The organism is Xanthomonas sacchari (assembly GCF_040529065.1).
Classification (GTDB): Bacteria; Pseudomonadota; Gammaproteobacteria; order Xanthomonadales; family Xanthomonadaceae; genus Xanthomonas_A; species Xanthomonas_A sacchari.
The window spans coordinates 4,846,952-4,862,300 of record NZ_CP132343.1; the positions used below are offsets into that span (position 1 = coordinate 4,846,952).

Below are 15,349 nucleotides of genomic sequence, written 5' to 3' on the forward strand. Positions count from 1 at the left end.
ATCAGCGTCCTGTCGGCTTCGCCGCCCCGCCCTGCGGCACCCCATCGGCATCGATCACCGTGACTTCGCCCAGCTTCAGCGCGCGCACCGGCGCCTCGATCTGCTTGAGGTCGCCCACCACCACCCAGGTCAGGCTGCTGGGGTCGAGCATCGACGCCGCCTCGCGCACCTGCGCCGGGGTCATCACCTCGATCTCGGCCTTGCGCTTGAACACGTAGTCGTCGGGGCGGCCATAGCGGACGATGCCGCCGATCGCGCCCATCACCGAACTGGCGGTCTCGTAGGCGCCGGGCAGGCTCAGGGTCTGGATGTTGCGGATCCGCGCCACCTCCTCCGCCGTCGGCGGCGCCTTGCCGTTGGCGAAGGCGCTGATCTCCTTGGCCATTTCTTGCAACGCCGGCGCGGTCTTGTCGATCTGCACCGGCGCCGAGGCGGTCCACGGCCGCTGGCCGAGCGCGCTGGCCGCGCCGCTGCGCGCGCCGTAGGACCAATGCTTGTTCTCGCGCAGGTTCATGTTCAGGCGCGAGGTGAAGTCTCCACCGATCACGCCGTTGGCCATGTCAAAGCGGACGGCGGCCGGATCGGTGGTCGGCGGCACCAGCTCCGAGGCGAACAGGTTGGCCTGCACCGCGCCGGGCTGATCGATCAGGTACACGCGCGGCTTGCCCGGCCGTGCCACCGTGGCCGGGGCCGGCACCGACGGCGTCGCCCCCTCGCCCTTCCAATCGCCGAACTGCGCGTCCAGCAGCGGCACGATCTCGCCCAGGGTGGTGTCGCCGACCACGATCAGGGTGGCGTTCTCCGGGCGCACCCAGTCGCGGTGGAAGTCGACCAGGTCCTCGCGCTGCAGCGCCGCGATCGCCGGCTCGGTGCCGGTGCCGCTGAACGGGATCGCGTACGGATGGCCGGCGCCGTACAGCAGCGGCGGCAGCACCCGCATCGCCACGCCGTTGGGCTGGGCCTTCTCCTGGCGGATGCCGGCGATCCAGCTGGCGCGGATCCGCTCGATCTCGTTCGGCGCGAAGCGCGGCCGCCGCAGCATGTCCGCATACAGCGCCAGCGACGGCGCCAGATTCTCCTTCAGCGCCGACAGATAGGCATTGCTGCCGTCCAGCGAGGCGCCAGCGGACAGCGACGCGCCCAGAGCCTCGGCCGCATCGGCGAACGCCAACGCATCGCGGTCGCCGGCGCCCTCGTCGAGCATGCCCATGGCGAAACTGGCCGTGCCCGGCTTGCGTCCCTGGTCGGCGCTGTACCCGCCCTTGAATTCGTAGCTGAACTGCACCACCGGCACGTCGTGGCGTTCGGCCAGGATCACCGTGCTGCCGTTCTTCAGCGTGGCGCGCTGCAGCGCCGGGAACTTCAGTTGCGGGAACTGGGTGGTCTTGGGTGGGCCGGCACTGCGGTCGACCACGCTGGGCAGCGCGCTGTACTTGGGATCGACCGGCGGCGGATTCAGCGGCGCCGGCTGCACGGTCGGCTCCTCGGCCATCGCCACACGCTCGCCCGGCTGCACCAGCAAGGTGTAGTCGCCCTTGCCCAGCCATTTGCGGCCGACCGAGGTGAGATCACGCGGGCGGGTGGAGGCGATGGTCGCCAGGGAGGTGCGGAAGCAGCCGGGGTCGCCGGTGTACACCGCGCACTCGGCCAGCACGTCGGCCTTGCCGCCGAAGCCGCCGATGCGTTCGACGCCGCGGATGAAGCCGGCGCGGAAGGCGGTCTTGGCGCGCGCCAATTCGGCCTTGTCCGGCCCCTTGTCCAGCAGCCGGCGCACTTCCTCGTCGATCGCCGCCTCGACCCTGGCCGGGTCCACGCCCTGCTTGACCATGGCGATGATGCCGAAGCCGGAGCCGAGCTGCGACGCCCAGACCGAAGCGCTGATCTGGTCGACCAGCTTGTCCTGGTGGACCAGGCGCCGGTCCAGCCGCGAGGACTTGGCGCCGCCCAGCACCTGCGCCAGCAGTTGCAGGCGATCGACATCCTCGGTGCCGGTCTGCGCCACGTTCCAGACGCGATAGATCCGCGTCTGCGGCACCTTGTCGGTCATGGTCTCGCGGCTGGACTGGCTGCGCTGGGCCACGTCGACCTTGGGCTGGGCCATGGTCGGGCCGGCCGGGATGTCGCCGAAGTAGCGCGTCACCTTCTCCTTGGCCGTGGCCGCGTCGATGTCGCCGGCCAGCACCAGCACCGCGTTGTTGGGTCCGTACCAGGTGCGGAACCACTGCTTCACGTCGGCCAGCGAGGCCGCATTGAGGTCGTTCATCGAGCCGATGACGGTGTGGTGGTACGGGTGGCCGGGCGGGTACAGCGCGCGGCTCAGCCGGCTCCAGGCCTGGCCGTACGGCTGGTTCTCGCCCTGGCGCTTCTCGTTCTGCACCACCCCGCGCTGTTCGTCCAGCGCGGCCTGGTCGATGGCGCCGAGCAGGTGGCCCATGCGGTCCGACTCCATCCACAGCGCCATGTCCAGCGCAGTGGTCGGCACGGTCTCGAAATAATTGGTGCGGTCGCTGTTGGTGGTGCCGTTCTGGTCGGTGACGCCGACCTGCTTGAAGGGCTCGAAGAACTCGCCGTGGTGGTTCTCGCTGCCCTGAAACATCAGGTGCTCGAACAGATGCGCGAACCCGGTGCGCCCGGCCGGCTCGTCCTTGGCGCCCACGTGGTACCAGAGGTTGACCGCCACGATCGGCGCTTTGCGATCGGTGTGCACCACCACCCGCAGCCCATTGGGCAGGGTGAATTGTTCGTAGGCGATATCCACCGACGTGGCGGCGGCGGGCTTGGCCGCCGTCGAAGGCGGCGCGTAGCTCAGTGCGCCGAGCGCGGCGGACAGGGCAACGGCCAGCAGGGCGCCACGCGGGCGTGTCGAGACAGTCATGCGGATCCTTCTTCCTTGGGGCCGGTGAAACAGCCGGTGAACGCCGATCGTACCGGGCGTACTGCACGGCGCGCATTCCGCCGTTGTCGCTGACGTCCTTTTCAACGGTGTCGCAACCCCACCACCCACGGGGCGGCTGCCGCCGCCAACGGCGCCACGTGTCCGCGTCCGGCGTACGCGAGCGCCCGGGTGTCCGCCCCCGGACACTTTGAGCGACAAAATTTCCCTTCAAATACAGCAACTTGAAGTTGGCACGCGGCCTGCTTACACATCTTCGAACGCAGAAGTCCATCCGATTTAGTGAATGCAAGCTTAATGAAACTGCCGAGCGCGAAAAAGTTCTTGCAGCCCCTGATTAGGTGTACTACCTTACTACCACACCACTGATCAACAACACCAACGAGGCCCGCCATGAAAACCACCACCCTGCTCCTGACCGCCGCCATCGCCGCCCTGTTCGCCGCGCCGTCCTTCGCCGCCGCGCAGATCACCACCCTGGAGACCGTGCAGGTGCGCCCGTCGGCCGACCAGATCGCCCAGCGCAACGTCGAGCAGACCAGCAGCATCGCCACCCTGGCGGCGGTGCAGGTGCGCCCCTCCGCCGAGCAGATCGCCCAGCGCGACGCCGAACTGTCCAGCGGCATCACCACCCTGGCCGCGGTGCAGGTGCGCCCGTCGGCCGAGCAGGTCGCCGAACGCAACTTCGCGCAGGCCGCCGGCCAGCACGTAGTGACCCTGGCCACCGTGCAGGTGCGTCCGGATGCGGACATGGGCAGCATGCTGGCGATCGGCGACGTGGTCGGCGAGACGCTGGACACCGCGATGCTGCAGCTGCAGCCGAGCCTGCAGAAGCTGGGCCAGGACATGGCGGTCGGCCTGATGCGCTGAATCGGCAGCAAGGCCTCCGCGCAGGCGCGTACACTGCGCCGATGATCGCGACCCCAACGCTGCACGTTCTGCTGTACCAGCCCGAGATTCCGCCCAACACGGGCAACGTCATCCGCCTCTGCGCCAATACCGGCGCGCAACTGCACCTGATCGAGCCGCTGGGCTTCGAGCTCGGCGACCGCCAACTCAAGCGCGCCGGCCTGGACTATCACGAATACGCTCGACTGCAGGTCCACGCGTCGCTGGAAGCGGCCCTGCAGGCCATCGCGCCACGCCGCCTGTTCGCCCTCAGCACCCGCAGCAGCACCCGCTACGACACGCCCGCCTTCGCCGACGGCGACGCCTTCCTGTTCGGCCCGGAAACCCGCGGCCTGCCCGACACCGTGCTGGAACAGGTGCCCGACGCGCAGCGCCTGCGCCTGCCGATGCAGCCGCACAACCGCAGCCTCAACCTGTCCAACGCGGTCGCGGTGGTGGTGTTCGAGGCGTGGCGACAACTGGGCTTTCCCGGCGCCGAGTGAGCGCGTGGCGCGCAGCGCCCGGCAACGCCATCGAGGCTCTATCGCTGTATCGCCAATCCGGCCTGCGTTGCGGCACTGCAGGCGTCAGGACAGATCGTGCAGGTCCTTGCCCAGCGGCGGCCCCAGCCGCCAATCGGAGAAACGGACGCTCAGGCCCTCGCGCTCCGGCGTGCACGTCATCGGGCCGACGAGGTAAGAGGACGCCACCGGGAACGGGCACAGCCGCACCAGCGGCCAGGACTCGCCGTCGCGCGAGACCTGCAGGCGCAGCACGCCCTTGTCCACGGTAGCACGCATCCAGAAATCCGACGCGTCCGCTTCGTACGGGCCGGTGGCCCAGTCCGAACGGCCGTCGGTCAATACGCTGCTGAGCATCGGCCGCCCGTCGCTCAGTTCGATCCCGGCCTTGACCCAGCGGCGCTCGTCGACCCGCACCATGAGGCCGGCCTGATCGTAGAGCTGCTCGAACTTGCCGCGCACGCGCAATTGGCAGGTGAAGCGCGCGGGTGCGGCGATGCCGAGGAAATGCCCGCTGTCGCGGGTGAACCCGTAATGGGTTTCGCGCCAGAAATCGCTGCCCTTGTCGGTGACCACGTCGAGCACGCCGCCCGTCAGGATCCGATGCACCTTGGGCGCATTGAGCCAGGTGCCGGCCTCCCAGCCGGAGGGCGCGGCGGCGTGCACCCCGGTGGCCAGCACCACGCCACCAGCGGCGAGCCCGCCCACGGTCGCCCGGCGCCCGATATCCACGTCCCGCTCTCCGCCATTGGCCATCGCGCCGCTCCTCACCGTCGTTGGTTGCGAGGCGCCATCGCGGCAATGGCCTTCGTCGACCTCATCGGTGAATTTGTACATCCGTACCAATTGAGGCGTCAACCGCGACCTGCGATCATCGGCCATCGTCGAGACAGCGTTGGACAGGCATGAGCGGCAGGACCTGGCGCCAGGATCCGCATCGGAAGGAAGCGATCGAGCAGGCCGCGCTGCGGGTGATCCTGGACCACGGCGTCGCCGGCACCACCTTCCGCAAGGTGGCTGCGGAGGCCGGTGTTCCACTGAGCGCCACCACCTATTACTTCGGTTCGATGCACGACCTGCTGGTGGCCGCGTTCACCCGGTTTTCCCAGGAGGTATCCACCGATTTCGCCGCCGAAATCCGCGCCGCGCAGAACCTCGCGCAGGCCTTGGACGCGGTGGTGAACATCATCTTCGCCGAGGGAACGGCCTCCCCCCGGGTGCTGCTGCTGAGCTACGAACTGTATGCCTTCGCCCGCCGGCACCCGGCGCTGACCGCGATCATGCAGCAGTGGATGGCCAGGAGCCGGGCCGCGCTGGAAACGCATTTCTCCGCCGCCGCATCCGCGGCCATCGACGCCTTCATCGAAGGCGCCACGATCCACCGCTCAGTGGTGCCCATGGACAGGCAGCGCGTCCGCGACGCGATCGAGACGCTCGCCGCGCTGTAGGGAGACGACAGAGGCACGCGGGCATCCTCGCTCCCCCAGCAACGCGAGGCACGGCTTCGGTGATGACCCCGAGCCTGCAGGGTCGCGCCGTGGCGTGCCCAGCCAAGCCGGGCTGATCCGGCGCACCCTGGACCACGCGCAGAAGCACGCTTTGGATGTGGATCATCAACTGCTTGCCGGCAGCGCTTGCAGAGCGGTGTGAACTGCATCCCGGCAGCGTGCTGCCGTTTCTGAACACGGCGTTTAATTTATGTACTAGTCAGTTCGGGATTCAGGGCGAGTTCGGGTCGCTAACGGATAATTTACATATCGGCAGCGAACGGCCCCACGCCTCAGCGCCGACAAACCTAATAACGAAGGTACCCGATTATGAAGACCTCTCTGCTTGCTCTCGGCCTCCTGGCCACCCTGCCGTTCGCCGCTTCGGCTGCCGAAGGCCTTTCCTACAACTATGTCGAGGGCGGCTACGTCAAGACCGACGCCAGCGGCGGCGATGCCGACGGTTGGGCTGTCAAGGGTTCCTACGCGTTCCACCCGAACTTCAGCGTGTTCGGCGACTTCAACCGCCAGAAGACCGACTTCGGCGACGTGCGCGTCGACCAGTGGCGCATCGGCGCCGGCTACAACCACGAGATCGCGACCAGCACCGACCTGGTGACCCGCGTGGCCTACAACCGTTTCGACCCGGAATACGGCACCAAGTTCAACGGCTGGAGCGCCGAAGCGGGTATCCGCACCGCGTTCAACCCGTACCTGGAAGTCTATGCGCTGGGCGGCTACGAGGACTACGCGAAGAAGGACGGCATCAATCCGGAAGGCCAGTTCTACGGCCGCCTGGGCGCGCAGGCCAAGCTGAACCAGAACTGGGGCCTGAGCGCCGACCTGAAGATGGACCGCCACGGCGACAAGGAATGGTTCGTCGGCCCGCGCTTCAGCTGGTAAGCGTTGCCTAGCACTGCGCGCGTCGTTCTCTCCCGCCGCGCGCGGTTCGGAAAGCCCGGTCCCACGACCGGGCTTTTTTTTGCCTGTCGATCCGGCCGTCGTCGATGACACACCGACGCGCGGACACGAAAACGCCCAGGCCAGGCCGGGCGTTTTCGTGTCCGGCAACGGGCTGGATCAACTGAACAGGGTGGTCGGGTACTCGGGCTTCTGCTCGCGCGCCAGCAACTGCTGCAGGCCGACCGCCGGGGTCAGTTCGCCGTGCAGGACCGCGCGCACCGCGTTGGAGATCGGCAGGTCGATGCCGTGGCGCTCGGCCTGGCGCATCACCTCGTCGGCGGTCTGCACCGACTCGACCACCTGGCCGATCGCGCGCACCGCCTCCTGCAGTGGCTGCCCGCGGCCCAGCGCCAGGCCCAGCCGGCGATTGCGCGACAGGTCGCCGGTACAGGTGAGCACCAGGTCGCCGAGCCCGGCCAGGCCCATCAGGGTCTCCGGCTTGGCGCCGATCGCCGCGGCCAGCCGCAGCATCTCGTTGAGGCCGCGGGTGATCAGGCCGGCACGGGCGTTGAGGCCCAGCTCCATGCCGTCGGCCACGCCGGTGGCCACCGCCAGCACGTTCTTCATCGCCCCGCCCAGCTCGGCGCCGACCATGTCGTCGCCGGTATAGGCGCGGAAGGTCGGGCCGTGCATGGCGTCGGCGACCTGCTGCGCGAACGCGGCATCGCCGTGCACGGTCACCGCGGTCGGCAGGTCCAGGGCCACTTCCTTGGCGAAGGACGGGCCGGTGACCACCGCCAGCGGGACGTCCTCGCCGAGGATCTCCTGCGCCACTTCGTGCAGGAACCGCCCGGACCCGGGCTCGAAGCCCTTGGTCGCCCAGGCCACGCCGGCCTGCGCCGGGCGCAGCGGCGCCAGTTGCTGCAGGGTGTCGGTGAACGCATGCGACGGCACCACCACCAGGATCCAGTCGGCGCCGTCGATGGCCGCCGCCAGGTCGGTGGTGGCCTGCAGGCCCTCCGGCAGCGCGATTCCCGGCAGGTAACGCGGGTTTTCGTGGCGCTGCGCGATGGCCTCGGCGACCACGGCGTCGCGACCCCACAGCACGGTCGGATACCCGTGCCGTGCGGTCAGCGACGCCAGCGCCGTGCCCCAGGAGCCGGCGCCGAGGACGGCGATCTTCTTCTTGGCGTTATCGCGCATGCGCAACGGCGAACGCGCTCAGGCGTTGCCGGCCGGCTCCGAATCGGCCAGCGACTGGCCCTCGCCCTGCTGCGCGCGCTGGCGCAGGGTCTCGGCGTACAGGGCCTCGAAGTTGATCGGCTGCAGGAAGAACGGCGGGAAGCCGCCGGCCTGGATCAGGTCGCTGACCAGCGAACGCACGTACGGGAACAGGATGCTTGGGCACTGGGTGCCGAGCAGCACGTCCACCGCCTGCGGGTCCAGGCCGACCAGGCCGAACACGCCGGCCTGCTGCACTTCGGCCACGTAGGCGGTCTTGCCGCCGGCGTTGCAGGTCAGGGTCACGGCCAGCACGACTTCGAAGGCCTGCTCGTTCAGCTGCTGCACGCGCTGGTTGAGGTTGAGCTGCAGTTCCGGCTGCGCGTTGTCGTTGAACACCGACGGCGCGTTGGGGGACTCGAAGGACACGTCCTTGACGTAGATCTTCTCGATGGTGAAGGCGGGACCGGCCGCGGCGTCGGCCGGCGCCGCGGCGCCGTTATTGGTGAGGTCGGACATTGCTTGACTCCGGTGGATTCGGTAACAGAAAGAAACGGGATTATCACACGCCGGCCGCGACACTCCAGGGCCGGCCGGACGGGGTGTTTCAGCGGCCCTTGACCAGCGGCAGCTCGGCCTGCTGCCAGGCAGCGATGCCGCCCTCCAGCACGTAGACCTGCTCGAAGCCGGCCTTCTTCAACTGCTTGGCGGCGCCGTCGGCGGTGGTGCCGGTGCGGCAGACCAGCACCACCGGCTGCGCCTTGGCGTTGGCCACCAGCTTGTGCTCGGGGCCGAACTGGCTGGCGGTGGCGTTGCGGCTGCCGGCGATATGGCCCTTCTCGAAATCGGCCGAGGCCGACAGGTCGACCACCACCGCGTTGCCGACGTTGATCAGGCGGGTCAGCTCGGCCGGCCGCAGGCTCTTGTAGCCACGGAACAGGCGCGCCACTTCGGTGACGATCAGGGCGATGGTGAGGCCCACCAGGGCCAGGGCCAGCATCGGGTTGCGGCCGGCGAAGGCCAGCAGTTCTTCGAAGTTCACGGGACTCAGGGGCGGGAAGCGGGCGCCGATTGTCGCACAGCTCGGCGACCGCGCTACTGGCCGTTCCACAGGTCCGGCAGGCCGTCCTGCAGCCACCAGGTCTTGGCCGCGGGGTCCCAGCGCCAACGCTCGCGGTAGCGGACGATGCGCTCGGCCTGGGTATTGCGGTTGATCACGCCCAGCTCGATCTCGCGCAGCGCCTCGCCGTCGCCGACCGCGGCGGCGCCGACCTTGTAGGAGGAGACCTGGATCTGCCGGTAGCGCTCCAGTTGCAGGTCGGTCAGCGGGTGCGCCTGGCGGTAGGCCGGATCCACCGCCTGCCAGGCGGTTTCGAACTCGCTCCAGCGCACCGCCGCGGCATAGGCGGTCTGCAGGTCGTCGAGCTTGCGCTGCTGCGCGCCGCTGCCGGCCGCGGCCGCTCCGGTCCAGCCCAGCAGCAACAGCAGCGCGAGCGCGCGGAACATCGAAGGCATGGCAGCGTCCAGGTGGCGGCGCGCGGGGTGCGCGATCCGCGCATCCTACCCCTTGGCGATGGCCACGAAGCGACCGCTCAAGGTCGCCGCCGCGGCTGCGCCGGGCGCACCGACCTGGGCCTGGATGCCGATGCGGGCGCGGCCGCGCTGGCGGAAGGTGTTCACGAACACGTCCCAGTCGCCCTCCGCGTCGGCATTGGCCTGGGCATGCAGATCGGCGTACAGCGGCGACAGGTAGCGCACCTGGCTGTCGGCGACATAGACGTCGGCCTGCAGGCCGGCGCGGTGCAGTTCGCAGTTGACCAGCCCCCAGCCGGCCAGGGTCATCACCGATCCCAAGCTGCCGCCGAAGGCGTTGCCCTTGTCGTTGATATTGGCCGCCAGCGGCGCGAGCAGGTGCAGGCGCTGCTCGGCATAGTCCTGCACGGCGACCTGCAGCGCCGCCACCGGCGGCATGGCCTGGAACTGCCGTTGCAACTGCTGCAGGAACGCCTCGAAGGAAAGATCCGCTGCCATGGTGCGATTGTGCTGCCGGTGGGGGCTCGCATAATGCCTGGCATGAGCGCGCATGCAACCGCGGCCCCGGCCTGGATCCTGATCTCGCTGCGCCCGCAGGGCGAGCACGCACCGCTGCGGCGGGCCGCGGCGCGCTGCGGCGGGCGGGTGCTGGCGGTGTCGCCATGGCGGATACGGCCGCGCGCCGATCCCGCCACCCGTGCGGCCCTGGCCGCAGCGCTGGCTGCGCCGCGGGTCATCGTCAGCAGCCCGGCGGCGGTACGCGCGGCCGCGGCGCTGCAGCCGCTGACCGCACGCCCCGGCCAGTGCTGGCTGGCGGTGGGCGCAGGCACGGCGCGCGCCTTGCGCGAACACGGCATCGCCGAGGTGGCGACGCCGACGCGCATGGACAGCGACGGGCTGCTGGCGCTGCCGGAACTGGCTGCGCCGGAGTTGCCGGTGGGCCTGGTCACCGCTCCCGGCGGGCGCGGCCTGATCGCCGCGCACCTGCAGGCGCGCGGCACGCCGCTGCGGCGCGCCGACGTGTATGTCCGCGAACCTGTGAGGTTGCGCCCGGCCGACCTGGCCCGCCTGCGTGCGGCAGCGCCCGGGGTGCTGGCGCTGAGCAGTGGCGAGGCGCTCCAACAGGTCCTCGCGCAATTGCCCGAGGACCTGGCGCTGGCCTGGCGCATGCGTCCGCTGGTCGCGGCCAGCGCGCGCCTGGCGACCCTGGCCGCGGACCTTGGCTTCGTCGACGTCGCGCAGGCGGCCGGGCCGATGCCGCAGCAATTGGTGGCCGCCGCGATGGCGATCGTGACGCGTTCGCCACCTCGCTGAACGCGGGCCAGCGCACGGGTTGCGGCCGCACTGCCGCTCACGCCATGCTCGGCGGTGCCGCGCCGACCCCCGCCTTGCTCGCGACGGGCGACGGCTCTCCAGGACGCTGCCGATGACCGACGAAATCCCGATCACGCCTCGCCGTTCCACACGCTGGATCTGGTTGCTGCTGGTACTCGCCACGCTGGCCGCGCTGGCGTTCGCCGGCTGGCGTGGCTGGGACTGGTGGCAGGCGCGCAGCGCGCGCGAACTGGCCCAACAGTCGGACCTGCAGCAGCAACTGCAGGCCTTGCAGCAGGCCCAGGACAGCCTGCGCCGCGACCAGCGCGCCACCGCGCAGCGGCTGCAGGACGCGGCCAGCACCAACCGTGTGCTGCGCGACGAAATGCTCGGGCTGAGCCAGCGCAGCGCGCTGCTGGAGGCCAATGTCGCCAAGCTGGCCGACTCCAACCGCCACGGCGCGCAGGCGCTGCGCCTGGACGAGGTCGAACTGCTGCTCAACCAGGGCCAGCAGCGCCTGCTGCTGGCCGGCGACGCAGTCGGCGCGCGCCGCGCCTACGCCTTGGCCAGCGGCGTGCTGGACGGCATCGACGATCCGCAATTCCTCAATCTGCGCCAGGCGCTGCTGCAGGAACGCACCGCGCTGGACGCGCTGGGCGACGGCCCACAGGCGCGCCTGGCGGCGCAGCTGGATGCCTTCGCCGCCAGCCTGGACAAGCTGCCGACGCAATTGCCGGAGAGTGCGCAGCAGCCGCTGTGGCAGCGCCTGCTGGCGCCGCTGGTGAAGATCCGCCCCTCGCAGGGCGGCGTCCTGGCCGCCGGCTCGGAGCGCGTGGCCGCCCACGATGCGCTGCAGCTCGACCTGACCCTGGCGCGCGCGGCGCTGGAACGCGGCGACACGCGCGGTTATCGCAGCGCGCTGGCCGGCGCCGGGCGTTGGCTGTCACGGCTGTGGCCGGAGTCGCCGCAACTGCGCGAACGCCGCGCCGCGCTGCGCACCCTGGCCAACGCCGATCTGCGTCCGACCATTCCCGAACTCGGAACCACCCTGCAACAGTTGCGCGCGATGCGCGACGCAAGGAGCCCGTCATGAAATCCCTTCGTTCCCTGATCGTGCTGTTGATCGTCATCGCGCTGGGCGTGATCGGTGCGCAATGGCTGGGGCAGGACCCGGTGCGCCAGTTGGGCGAGGTGATCGTGCGCGTCGGCGGCACCGACTACATCGCCTCGCTGCCGCAGGCCTCGCTGCTGCTGGTGATCGCGTTCCTGGCGCTGTGGCTGGTGTGGAACGTGCTCAGCTTCCCGTTCCGCGCCTGGGGCCGTCGGCGCCGCAAGCAGTCGCGTGTGCGCCTGCTCGACGGCCTGGCCGCTGCCCACGCCGGCCAGTGGACGCGGGCCGAGAAGCAACTCAACGCCGCCGCGGAGGATCCCGAGGTCAGCGCCATCGCCATGATCGCCGCGGTGCGCGCGGCCGATGCGCGCGGCGACCGCGAGGCGACCGAGCGCCACCTGCGGCGCCTGGCCGACCGCGATGCCGCCGCGCATGCGCTGCTGCTGGCCGAGCTGCACCTGGAGCAGCAGCGCCCGGTCGATGCGATCAACGCGTTGGACGTGGCCGCGGCGCAGCCGTTGCCGCCGCGCGGGCTGCTGCTGCGCACCGAAGCACTGACCCGCATCGGCCGTGCCGGCGAGGCCTATGGCCAGCTCGGCGCGATCCGCCAGCAGCAGGCCTTGCCGCTGGAGGCGATCGCCACGCTGGAAACGCGGCTGGCCGCGGCGTCGCTGGACCAGGCGACCGATGCCAATGCCCTGGCCGAACGCTGGGAAAGCCTGCCCAAGTCGCTGCGCAGCGAGCCGGCGGTGGTCGCCGCCTACGCGGTGCGCGCGGCGTCGCTACGCTGGGACGATGCGGCGCTGCGCAGCCTGGAGCAGGCGCTGGACACGCGCTGGGACGAAGGCCTGGCCGCGCTGTACGGACGGCTGCCGGTGGAGAAATACGATTCGCGCCGTGCCAGTGCGCAGCGCTGGCTGCAGGCGCATCCGGACAGCCCGGCGCTGCTGCTGACCCTGGCGCGCCTGGCCCGGCACCAGCAGCAGTGGCCGCAGGCGGAGGAATTCCTGCACCGCGCGCTGGCGCTCGGCGCCGGCGCCGAGGCCTGGGAGATCTTCGGCGACGGCTATGCCGACGCCGGCGACATGCTCGCGGCGCAGCGCTGCTACGCCAATGCACTGCGCGTGCAGCGCGGCGAGCCGGCCCAGCCGCTGCCGGAGCCGGTGGCGCCGGTATCCTCGATCGCGCCGGAGCCGGGCAGCACGGAGCACCGCGACGAGCATGGGTTCCCGCGGCTGGAGGGCTGAGTCCGATCGCTCCGTAGGAGCGGCTTCAGCCGCGACGGGCGTTACCGGGAATGCCTGTCGCGGCTGAGGCCGCTCCTACGAGATTGCTTTGGGAGCGCAACGCGACCATACAGTTGGACGCAGCTGCACTTGTGCAACGATCACCGCGCGGATGGCCAGCAGCGTGCTCCGCTCAACGGCGCAGATAGGGCGGCAACATCGGCAGGCGCTCCAGGAATGCGGGCGCCAGCCCTTTGTAGCGCGCATAGCGCTGATCGATGCGCCGCGGCACCAGGATGCGCGCGCCGACCATGCCCCAGATCAGCATGGTCAGGAACGCGACCACGCCCAGCCCGGCTCCCAGGTCGCCACCGACAGCGAACCCCAGCAATGGCCCGACGAGGAAGGCGCCTGCCGTCAGCAGCATGAACCTGTTGCGTCGGCGCCGATGCGTGGCGCACATCCCCAGCATGTGGCTGCTGCGCTTGCGCGCGACCAAGGCCGCTACGGCATAGACCACGATGTTCACCAGCAGCAACACATACCAGCCGGACGCATGCCAATAGAAGGTGCGCTGTTTCAGTTCGTCGGCCTGCAGCGCCGCCCCGCACTTCACGCAGTGCGGCGGAAACGGCGCATCGCGCAGGCACACCAACTCGCCACCGGCGCGCCACAACGTTTCGCCCGGCAACGGCGGCGGCAGGCTGGACGGGCTGGCGACGCTTGGCGCCTGGTACGGATTGAAACTGCCCTGCTCGGTCATGGCCTGCGCCCCCTGCGCGCCGTGTCGCCCGCGTGGCGCGGGCGAATCGGCGGGCATGGTAGCGCGGATGCGGCGCGGTCAGCGCCGGGGCGGCGCCGCAGGGCCGAAGGCCTGGGCGCGGCGCGCCGGCACGGGAGCCCGCGCGCGGGTGACGCTCAGCGCTCGACGATCGCCACCACGCCCATGCCGCCGGCGGTGCAGATCGAGATCAGCGCGCGGCCACCGCCGCGTTCGACCAGTTGCTTGGCGACGGTGGCGACGATGCGCGCGCCGGTCGCGGCGAACGGATGGCCAGTGGCCAGCGACGAGCCCACCGGATTGATCTTGGCCGGATCGATCTGCCCCAGCGGCGCGTCCAGGCCGAGCCGGGTGCGGCAGTAGTCCTCGCTCTCCCACGCGCGCAGGGTGCACAGCACCTGCGCGGCGAAGGCCTCGTGGATCTCGTAGATGTCGAAGTCCTGCAGGCGCAGGCCATGGCGCTTGAGCATCTCCGGCACGGCCACGGTCGGCGCCATCAGCAGGCCTTCGCCGTGCACGAAATCCACCGCCGACACCTGCGCATCGCGCAGGTAGGCCATCGGCACGTGGCCATGCGCCTGCGCCCATTCTTCCGAGGCCAGCAGCACCGCGGCGGCGCCGTCGGTGAGCGGAGTGGAATTGGCGGCGGTCAGGGTGCCGCGGCCGCTGACCTTGTCGAAGGCCGGCTTCAGCGTGGCCAGCTTCTCCAGCGAGGTGTCCGCGCGCAGGATGTTGTCGCGCTCCACGCCGCGGAACGGCGCGATCAGGTCGGCGAAGAAGCCGCGCTCGTAGGCGGCGGCCAGCTTGTGGTGCGAGGACACCGCCCAGGCATCCTGCGAATCGCGCGAAATGTTCCACTGCTTGGCCATGTCCTCGCAGTGGTCGCCCATGCTCTTGCCGGTGCGCGGCTCGGCCACGCCCGGGAACTCGGGCTTGAGCTCGGCGAACTTGAAGCCGCGGGTCAGCGCGCGCAGCTTGTCGCCGGTGCTCTTGGCACGGTTGGCCGCCAGCAGCCGCGCGCGCAGCTTTTTGCCGTAGACGATCGGCACTTCGGAGGTGGTGTCCGAGCCGCCGCCGATGCCCGACTCGATCTGCCCCAGCGCGATCTTGTTGGCGACGGTGATGATGCTGTCCAGGCTGGTGCCGCAGGCGCGCTGCAGGGTGATGCCCGGGGTCAGCGGCGACAGCCCGGAGGACAGCGCCGCCTCGCGGCCCAGGTTCCAGTCGCTGGAGTGCTTGATTACCGCGCCCATCGCCACTTCGCCCAGCTGCTGCCCGTGCAGCCCGTAACGCTCGACCAGCGCGCCCAGCGTACGCACCGACATGCCGAGGTTCCCGACATCCGCATACGCCGTGTTCTGCCGGCAAAACGGAATGCGGACGCCGCCGAGAATGGCGACGGGACGGGCTGCTGGCATGGGATTACCTCGCGCGAGGGGAGTCGGGGACATGGCCTGCACGGTAGCGCAGG

16 protein-coding genes are annotated in these 15,349 nt (G+C 70.2%); 7 read left to right on the plus strand and 9 right to left on the minus strand.

What is annotated here, in order from left to right; genetic code table 11:
* Position 1 precedes the first annotated feature (1 nt).
* Positions 2-2,875 (minus strand): pitrilysin family protein, encoded by a 2,874-nt coding sequence (locus RAB71_RS20665; protein WP_010340068.1) that lies wholly within the window; start codon positions 2,873-2,875, stop codon positions 2-4.
* A 411-nt stretch (positions 2,876-3,286) separates the two neighbouring features.
* Here RAB71_RS20665 and RAB71_RS20670 point away from each other — a divergent pair, with 411 nt between their 5' ends.
* Both RAB71_RS20670 and trmL read left to right on the plus strand, forming a co-directional pair.
* Positions 3,287-3,763: a hypothetical protein gene (locus RAB71_RS20670; protein WP_010340067.1), complete on the plus strand. Its 477-nt coding sequence runs from the start codon at positions 3,287-3,289 to the stop codon at positions 3,761-3,763.
* A 41-nt stretch (positions 3,764-3,804) separates the two neighbouring features.
* Positions 3,805-4,284 carry a tRNA (uridine(34)/cytosine(34)/5-carboxymethylaminomethyluridine(34)-2'-O)-methyltransferase TrmL gene (gene trmL, locus RAB71_RS20675; protein WP_010340066.1) on the plus strand — a complete coding sequence of 160 codons (480 nt, stop codon included), beginning with the start codon at positions 3,805-3,807 and terminating at the stop codon, positions 4,282-4,284.
* A gap of 84 nt (positions 4,285-4,368) precedes the next feature.
* Here the strand turns inward: trmL and RAB71_RS20680 are convergent, their stop codons facing one another.
* The gene (locus RAB71_RS20680) at positions 4,369-5,058 is read right to left on the minus strand and encodes a DUF1349 domain-containing protein (RefSeq protein ID WP_010340065.1); all 690 of its coding nucleotides are present in this window, start codon (positions 5,056-5,058) and stop codon (positions 4,369-4,371) included.
* Positions 5,059-5,273: 215 nt separating this feature from the next.
* Here RAB71_RS20680 and RAB71_RS20685 point away from each other — a divergent pair, with 215 nt between their 5' ends.
* Both RAB71_RS20685 and RAB71_RS20690 read left to right on the plus strand, forming a co-directional pair.
* On the plus strand, positions 5,274-5,750 hold the full coding sequence (locus RAB71_RS20685; RefSeq protein WP_234006625.1) for a TetR family transcriptional regulator: 477 nt from the start codon (positions 5,274-5,276) through the stop codon (positions 5,748-5,750).
* Between the two features lie 369 nt (positions 5,751-6,119).
* The gene (locus tag RAB71_RS20690) at positions 6,120-6,692 is read left to right on the plus strand and encodes an Ax21 family protein (protein WP_010340063.1); all 573 of its coding nucleotides are present in this window, start codon (positions 6,120-6,122) and stop codon (positions 6,690-6,692) included.
* A 177-nt stretch (positions 6,693-6,869) separates the two neighbouring features.
* Here the strand turns inward: RAB71_RS20690 and RAB71_RS20695 are convergent, their stop codons facing one another.
* The 5 genes from RAB71_RS20695 to RAB71_RS20715 form a co-directional block, all read right to left on the minus strand.
* Positions 6,870-7,895, minus strand: coding sequence for an NAD(P)H-dependent glycerol-3-phosphate dehydrogenase (locus RAB71_RS20695; protein ID WP_010340062.1), 1,026 nt, complete (start codon positions 7,893-7,895; stop codon positions 6,870-6,872).
* Positions 7,896-7,913: 18 nt separating this feature from the next.
* Positions 7,914-8,432 carry a protein-export chaperone SecB gene (gene secB / locus RAB71_RS20700; RefSeq protein ID WP_010340061.1) on the minus strand — a complete coding sequence of 173 codons (519 nt, stop codon included), beginning with the start codon at positions 8,430-8,432 and terminating at the stop codon, positions 7,914-7,916.
* Positions 8,433-8,520: 88 nt separating this feature from the next.
* Positions 8,521-8,955, minus strand: coding sequence for a rhodanese-like domain-containing protein (locus RAB71_RS20705; protein ID WP_010340060.1), 435 nt, complete (start codon positions 8,953-8,955; stop codon positions 8,521-8,523).
* A 53-nt stretch (positions 8,956-9,008) separates the two neighbouring features.
* Entirely contained in the window at positions 9,009-9,428 is a 420-nt protein-coding gene (locus tag RAB71_RS20710) for a hypothetical protein (RefSeq protein WP_029561677.1), read from the minus strand.
* A 45-nt stretch (positions 9,429-9,473) separates the two neighbouring features.
* A complete protein-coding gene (locus tag RAB71_RS20715; protein ID WP_010340058.1) occupies positions 9,474-9,944 on the minus strand; it encodes a YiiD C-terminal domain-containing protein in 471 nt (156 codons plus the stop codon).
* 33 nt (positions 9,945-9,977) lie between these two features.
* On the opposite strand from RAB71_RS20715, the gene RAB71_RS20720 reads away from it, so the two are divergent.
* From RAB71_RS20720 to RAB71_RS20730, 3 genes are all read left to right on the plus strand, one after another.
* Positions 9,978-10,760 (plus strand): uroporphyrinogen-III synthase, encoded by a 783-nt coding sequence (locus tag RAB71_RS20720; protein ID WP_029561676.1) that lies wholly within the window; start codon positions 9,978-9,980, stop codon positions 10,758-10,760.
* 112 nt (positions 10,761-10,872) lie between these two features.
* Positions 10,873-11,853 carry a uroporphyrinogen-III C-methyltransferase gene (locus tag RAB71_RS20725; RefSeq protein WP_010340056.1) on the plus strand — a complete coding sequence of 327 codons (981 nt, stop codon included), beginning with the start codon at positions 10,873-10,875 and terminating at the stop codon, positions 11,851-11,853.
* Positions 11,850-13,118, plus strand: coding sequence for a heme biosynthesis HemY N-terminal domain-containing protein (locus tag RAB71_RS20730; RefSeq protein WP_010340055.1), 1,269 nt, complete (start codon positions 11,850-11,852; stop codon positions 13,116-13,118). Before RAB71_RS20725 ends, RAB71_RS20730 begins: the two co-directional genes overlap by 4 nt.
* Before the next feature lie 172 nt (positions 13,119-13,290).
* Here the strand turns inward: RAB71_RS20730 and RAB71_RS20735 are convergent, their stop codons facing one another.
* Together RAB71_RS20735 and RAB71_RS20740 are read right to left on the minus strand one after the other, a co-directional pair.
* Positions 13,291-13,917 (minus strand): hypothetical protein, encoded by a 627-nt coding sequence (locus RAB71_RS20735; RefSeq protein WP_353940068.1) that lies wholly within the window; start codon positions 13,915-13,917, stop codon positions 13,291-13,293.
* 98 nt (positions 13,918-14,015) lie between these two features.
* A complete protein-coding gene (locus RAB71_RS20740; RefSeq protein ID WP_026143786.1) occupies positions 14,016-15,296 on the minus strand; it encodes an acetyl-CoA C-acetyltransferase in 1,281 nt (426 codons plus the stop codon).
* Positions 15,297-15,349: the final 53 nt, after the last annotated feature.

Bases quoted from the DNA above. Each gene is read 5' to 3' on its own strand.
- RAB71_RS20665 (WP_010340068.1), bottom strand. From the start codon at position 2,875: ATGACTGTCTCGACACGCCCGCGTGGCGCCCTGCTGGCCGTTGCCCTG.
- RAB71_RS20670 (WP_010340067.1), top strand. From the start codon at position 3,287: ATGAAAACCACCACCCTGCTCCTGACCGCCGCCATCGCCGCCCTGTTC.
- trmL (WP_010340066.1), top strand. From the start codon at position 3,805: ATGATCGCGACCCCAACGCTGCACGTTCTGCTGTACCAGCCCGAGATT.
- RAB71_RS20680 (WP_010340065.1), bottom strand. From the start codon at position 5,058: ATGGCCAATGGCGGAGAGCGGGACGTGGATATCGGGCGCCGGGCGACC.
- RAB71_RS20690 (WP_010340063.1), top strand. From the start codon at position 6,120: ATGAAGACCTCTCTGCTTGCTCTCGGCCTCCTGGCCACCCTGCCGTTC.
- RAB71_RS20695 (WP_010340062.1), bottom strand. From the start codon at position 7,895: ATGCGCGATAACGCCAAGAAGAAGATCGCCGTCCTCGGCGCCGGCTCC.
- secB (WP_010340061.1), bottom strand. From the start codon at position 8,432: ATGTCCGACCTCACCAATAACGGCGCCGCGGCGCCGGCCGACGCCGCG.
- RAB71_RS20710 (WP_029561677.1), bottom strand. From the start codon at position 9,428: ATGCCTTCGATGTTCCGCGCGCTCGCGCTGCTGTTGCTGCTGGGCTGG.
- RAB71_RS20715 (WP_010340058.1), bottom strand. From the start codon at position 9,944: ATGGCAGCGGATCTTTCCTTCGAGGCGTTCCTGCAGCAGTTGCAACGG.
- RAB71_RS20720 (WP_029561676.1), top strand. From the start codon at position 9,978: ATGCCTGGCATGAGCGCGCATGCAACCGCGGCCCCGGCCTGGATCCTG.
- RAB71_RS20725 (WP_010340056.1), top strand. From the start codon at position 10,873: ATGACCGACGAAATCCCGATCACGCCTCGCCGTTCCACACGCTGGATC.
- RAB71_RS20730 (WP_010340055.1), top strand. From the start codon at position 11,850: ATGAAATCCCTTCGTTCCCTGATCGTGCTGTTGATCGTCATCGCGCTG.
- RAB71_RS20735 (WP_353940068.1), bottom strand. From the start codon at position 13,917: ATGCCCGCCGATTCGCCCGCGCCACGCGGGCGACACGGCGCGCAGGGG.
- RAB71_RS20740 (WP_026143786.1), bottom strand. From the start codon at position 15,296: ATGCCAGCAGCCCGTCCCGTCGCCATTCTCGGCGGCGTCCGCATTCCG.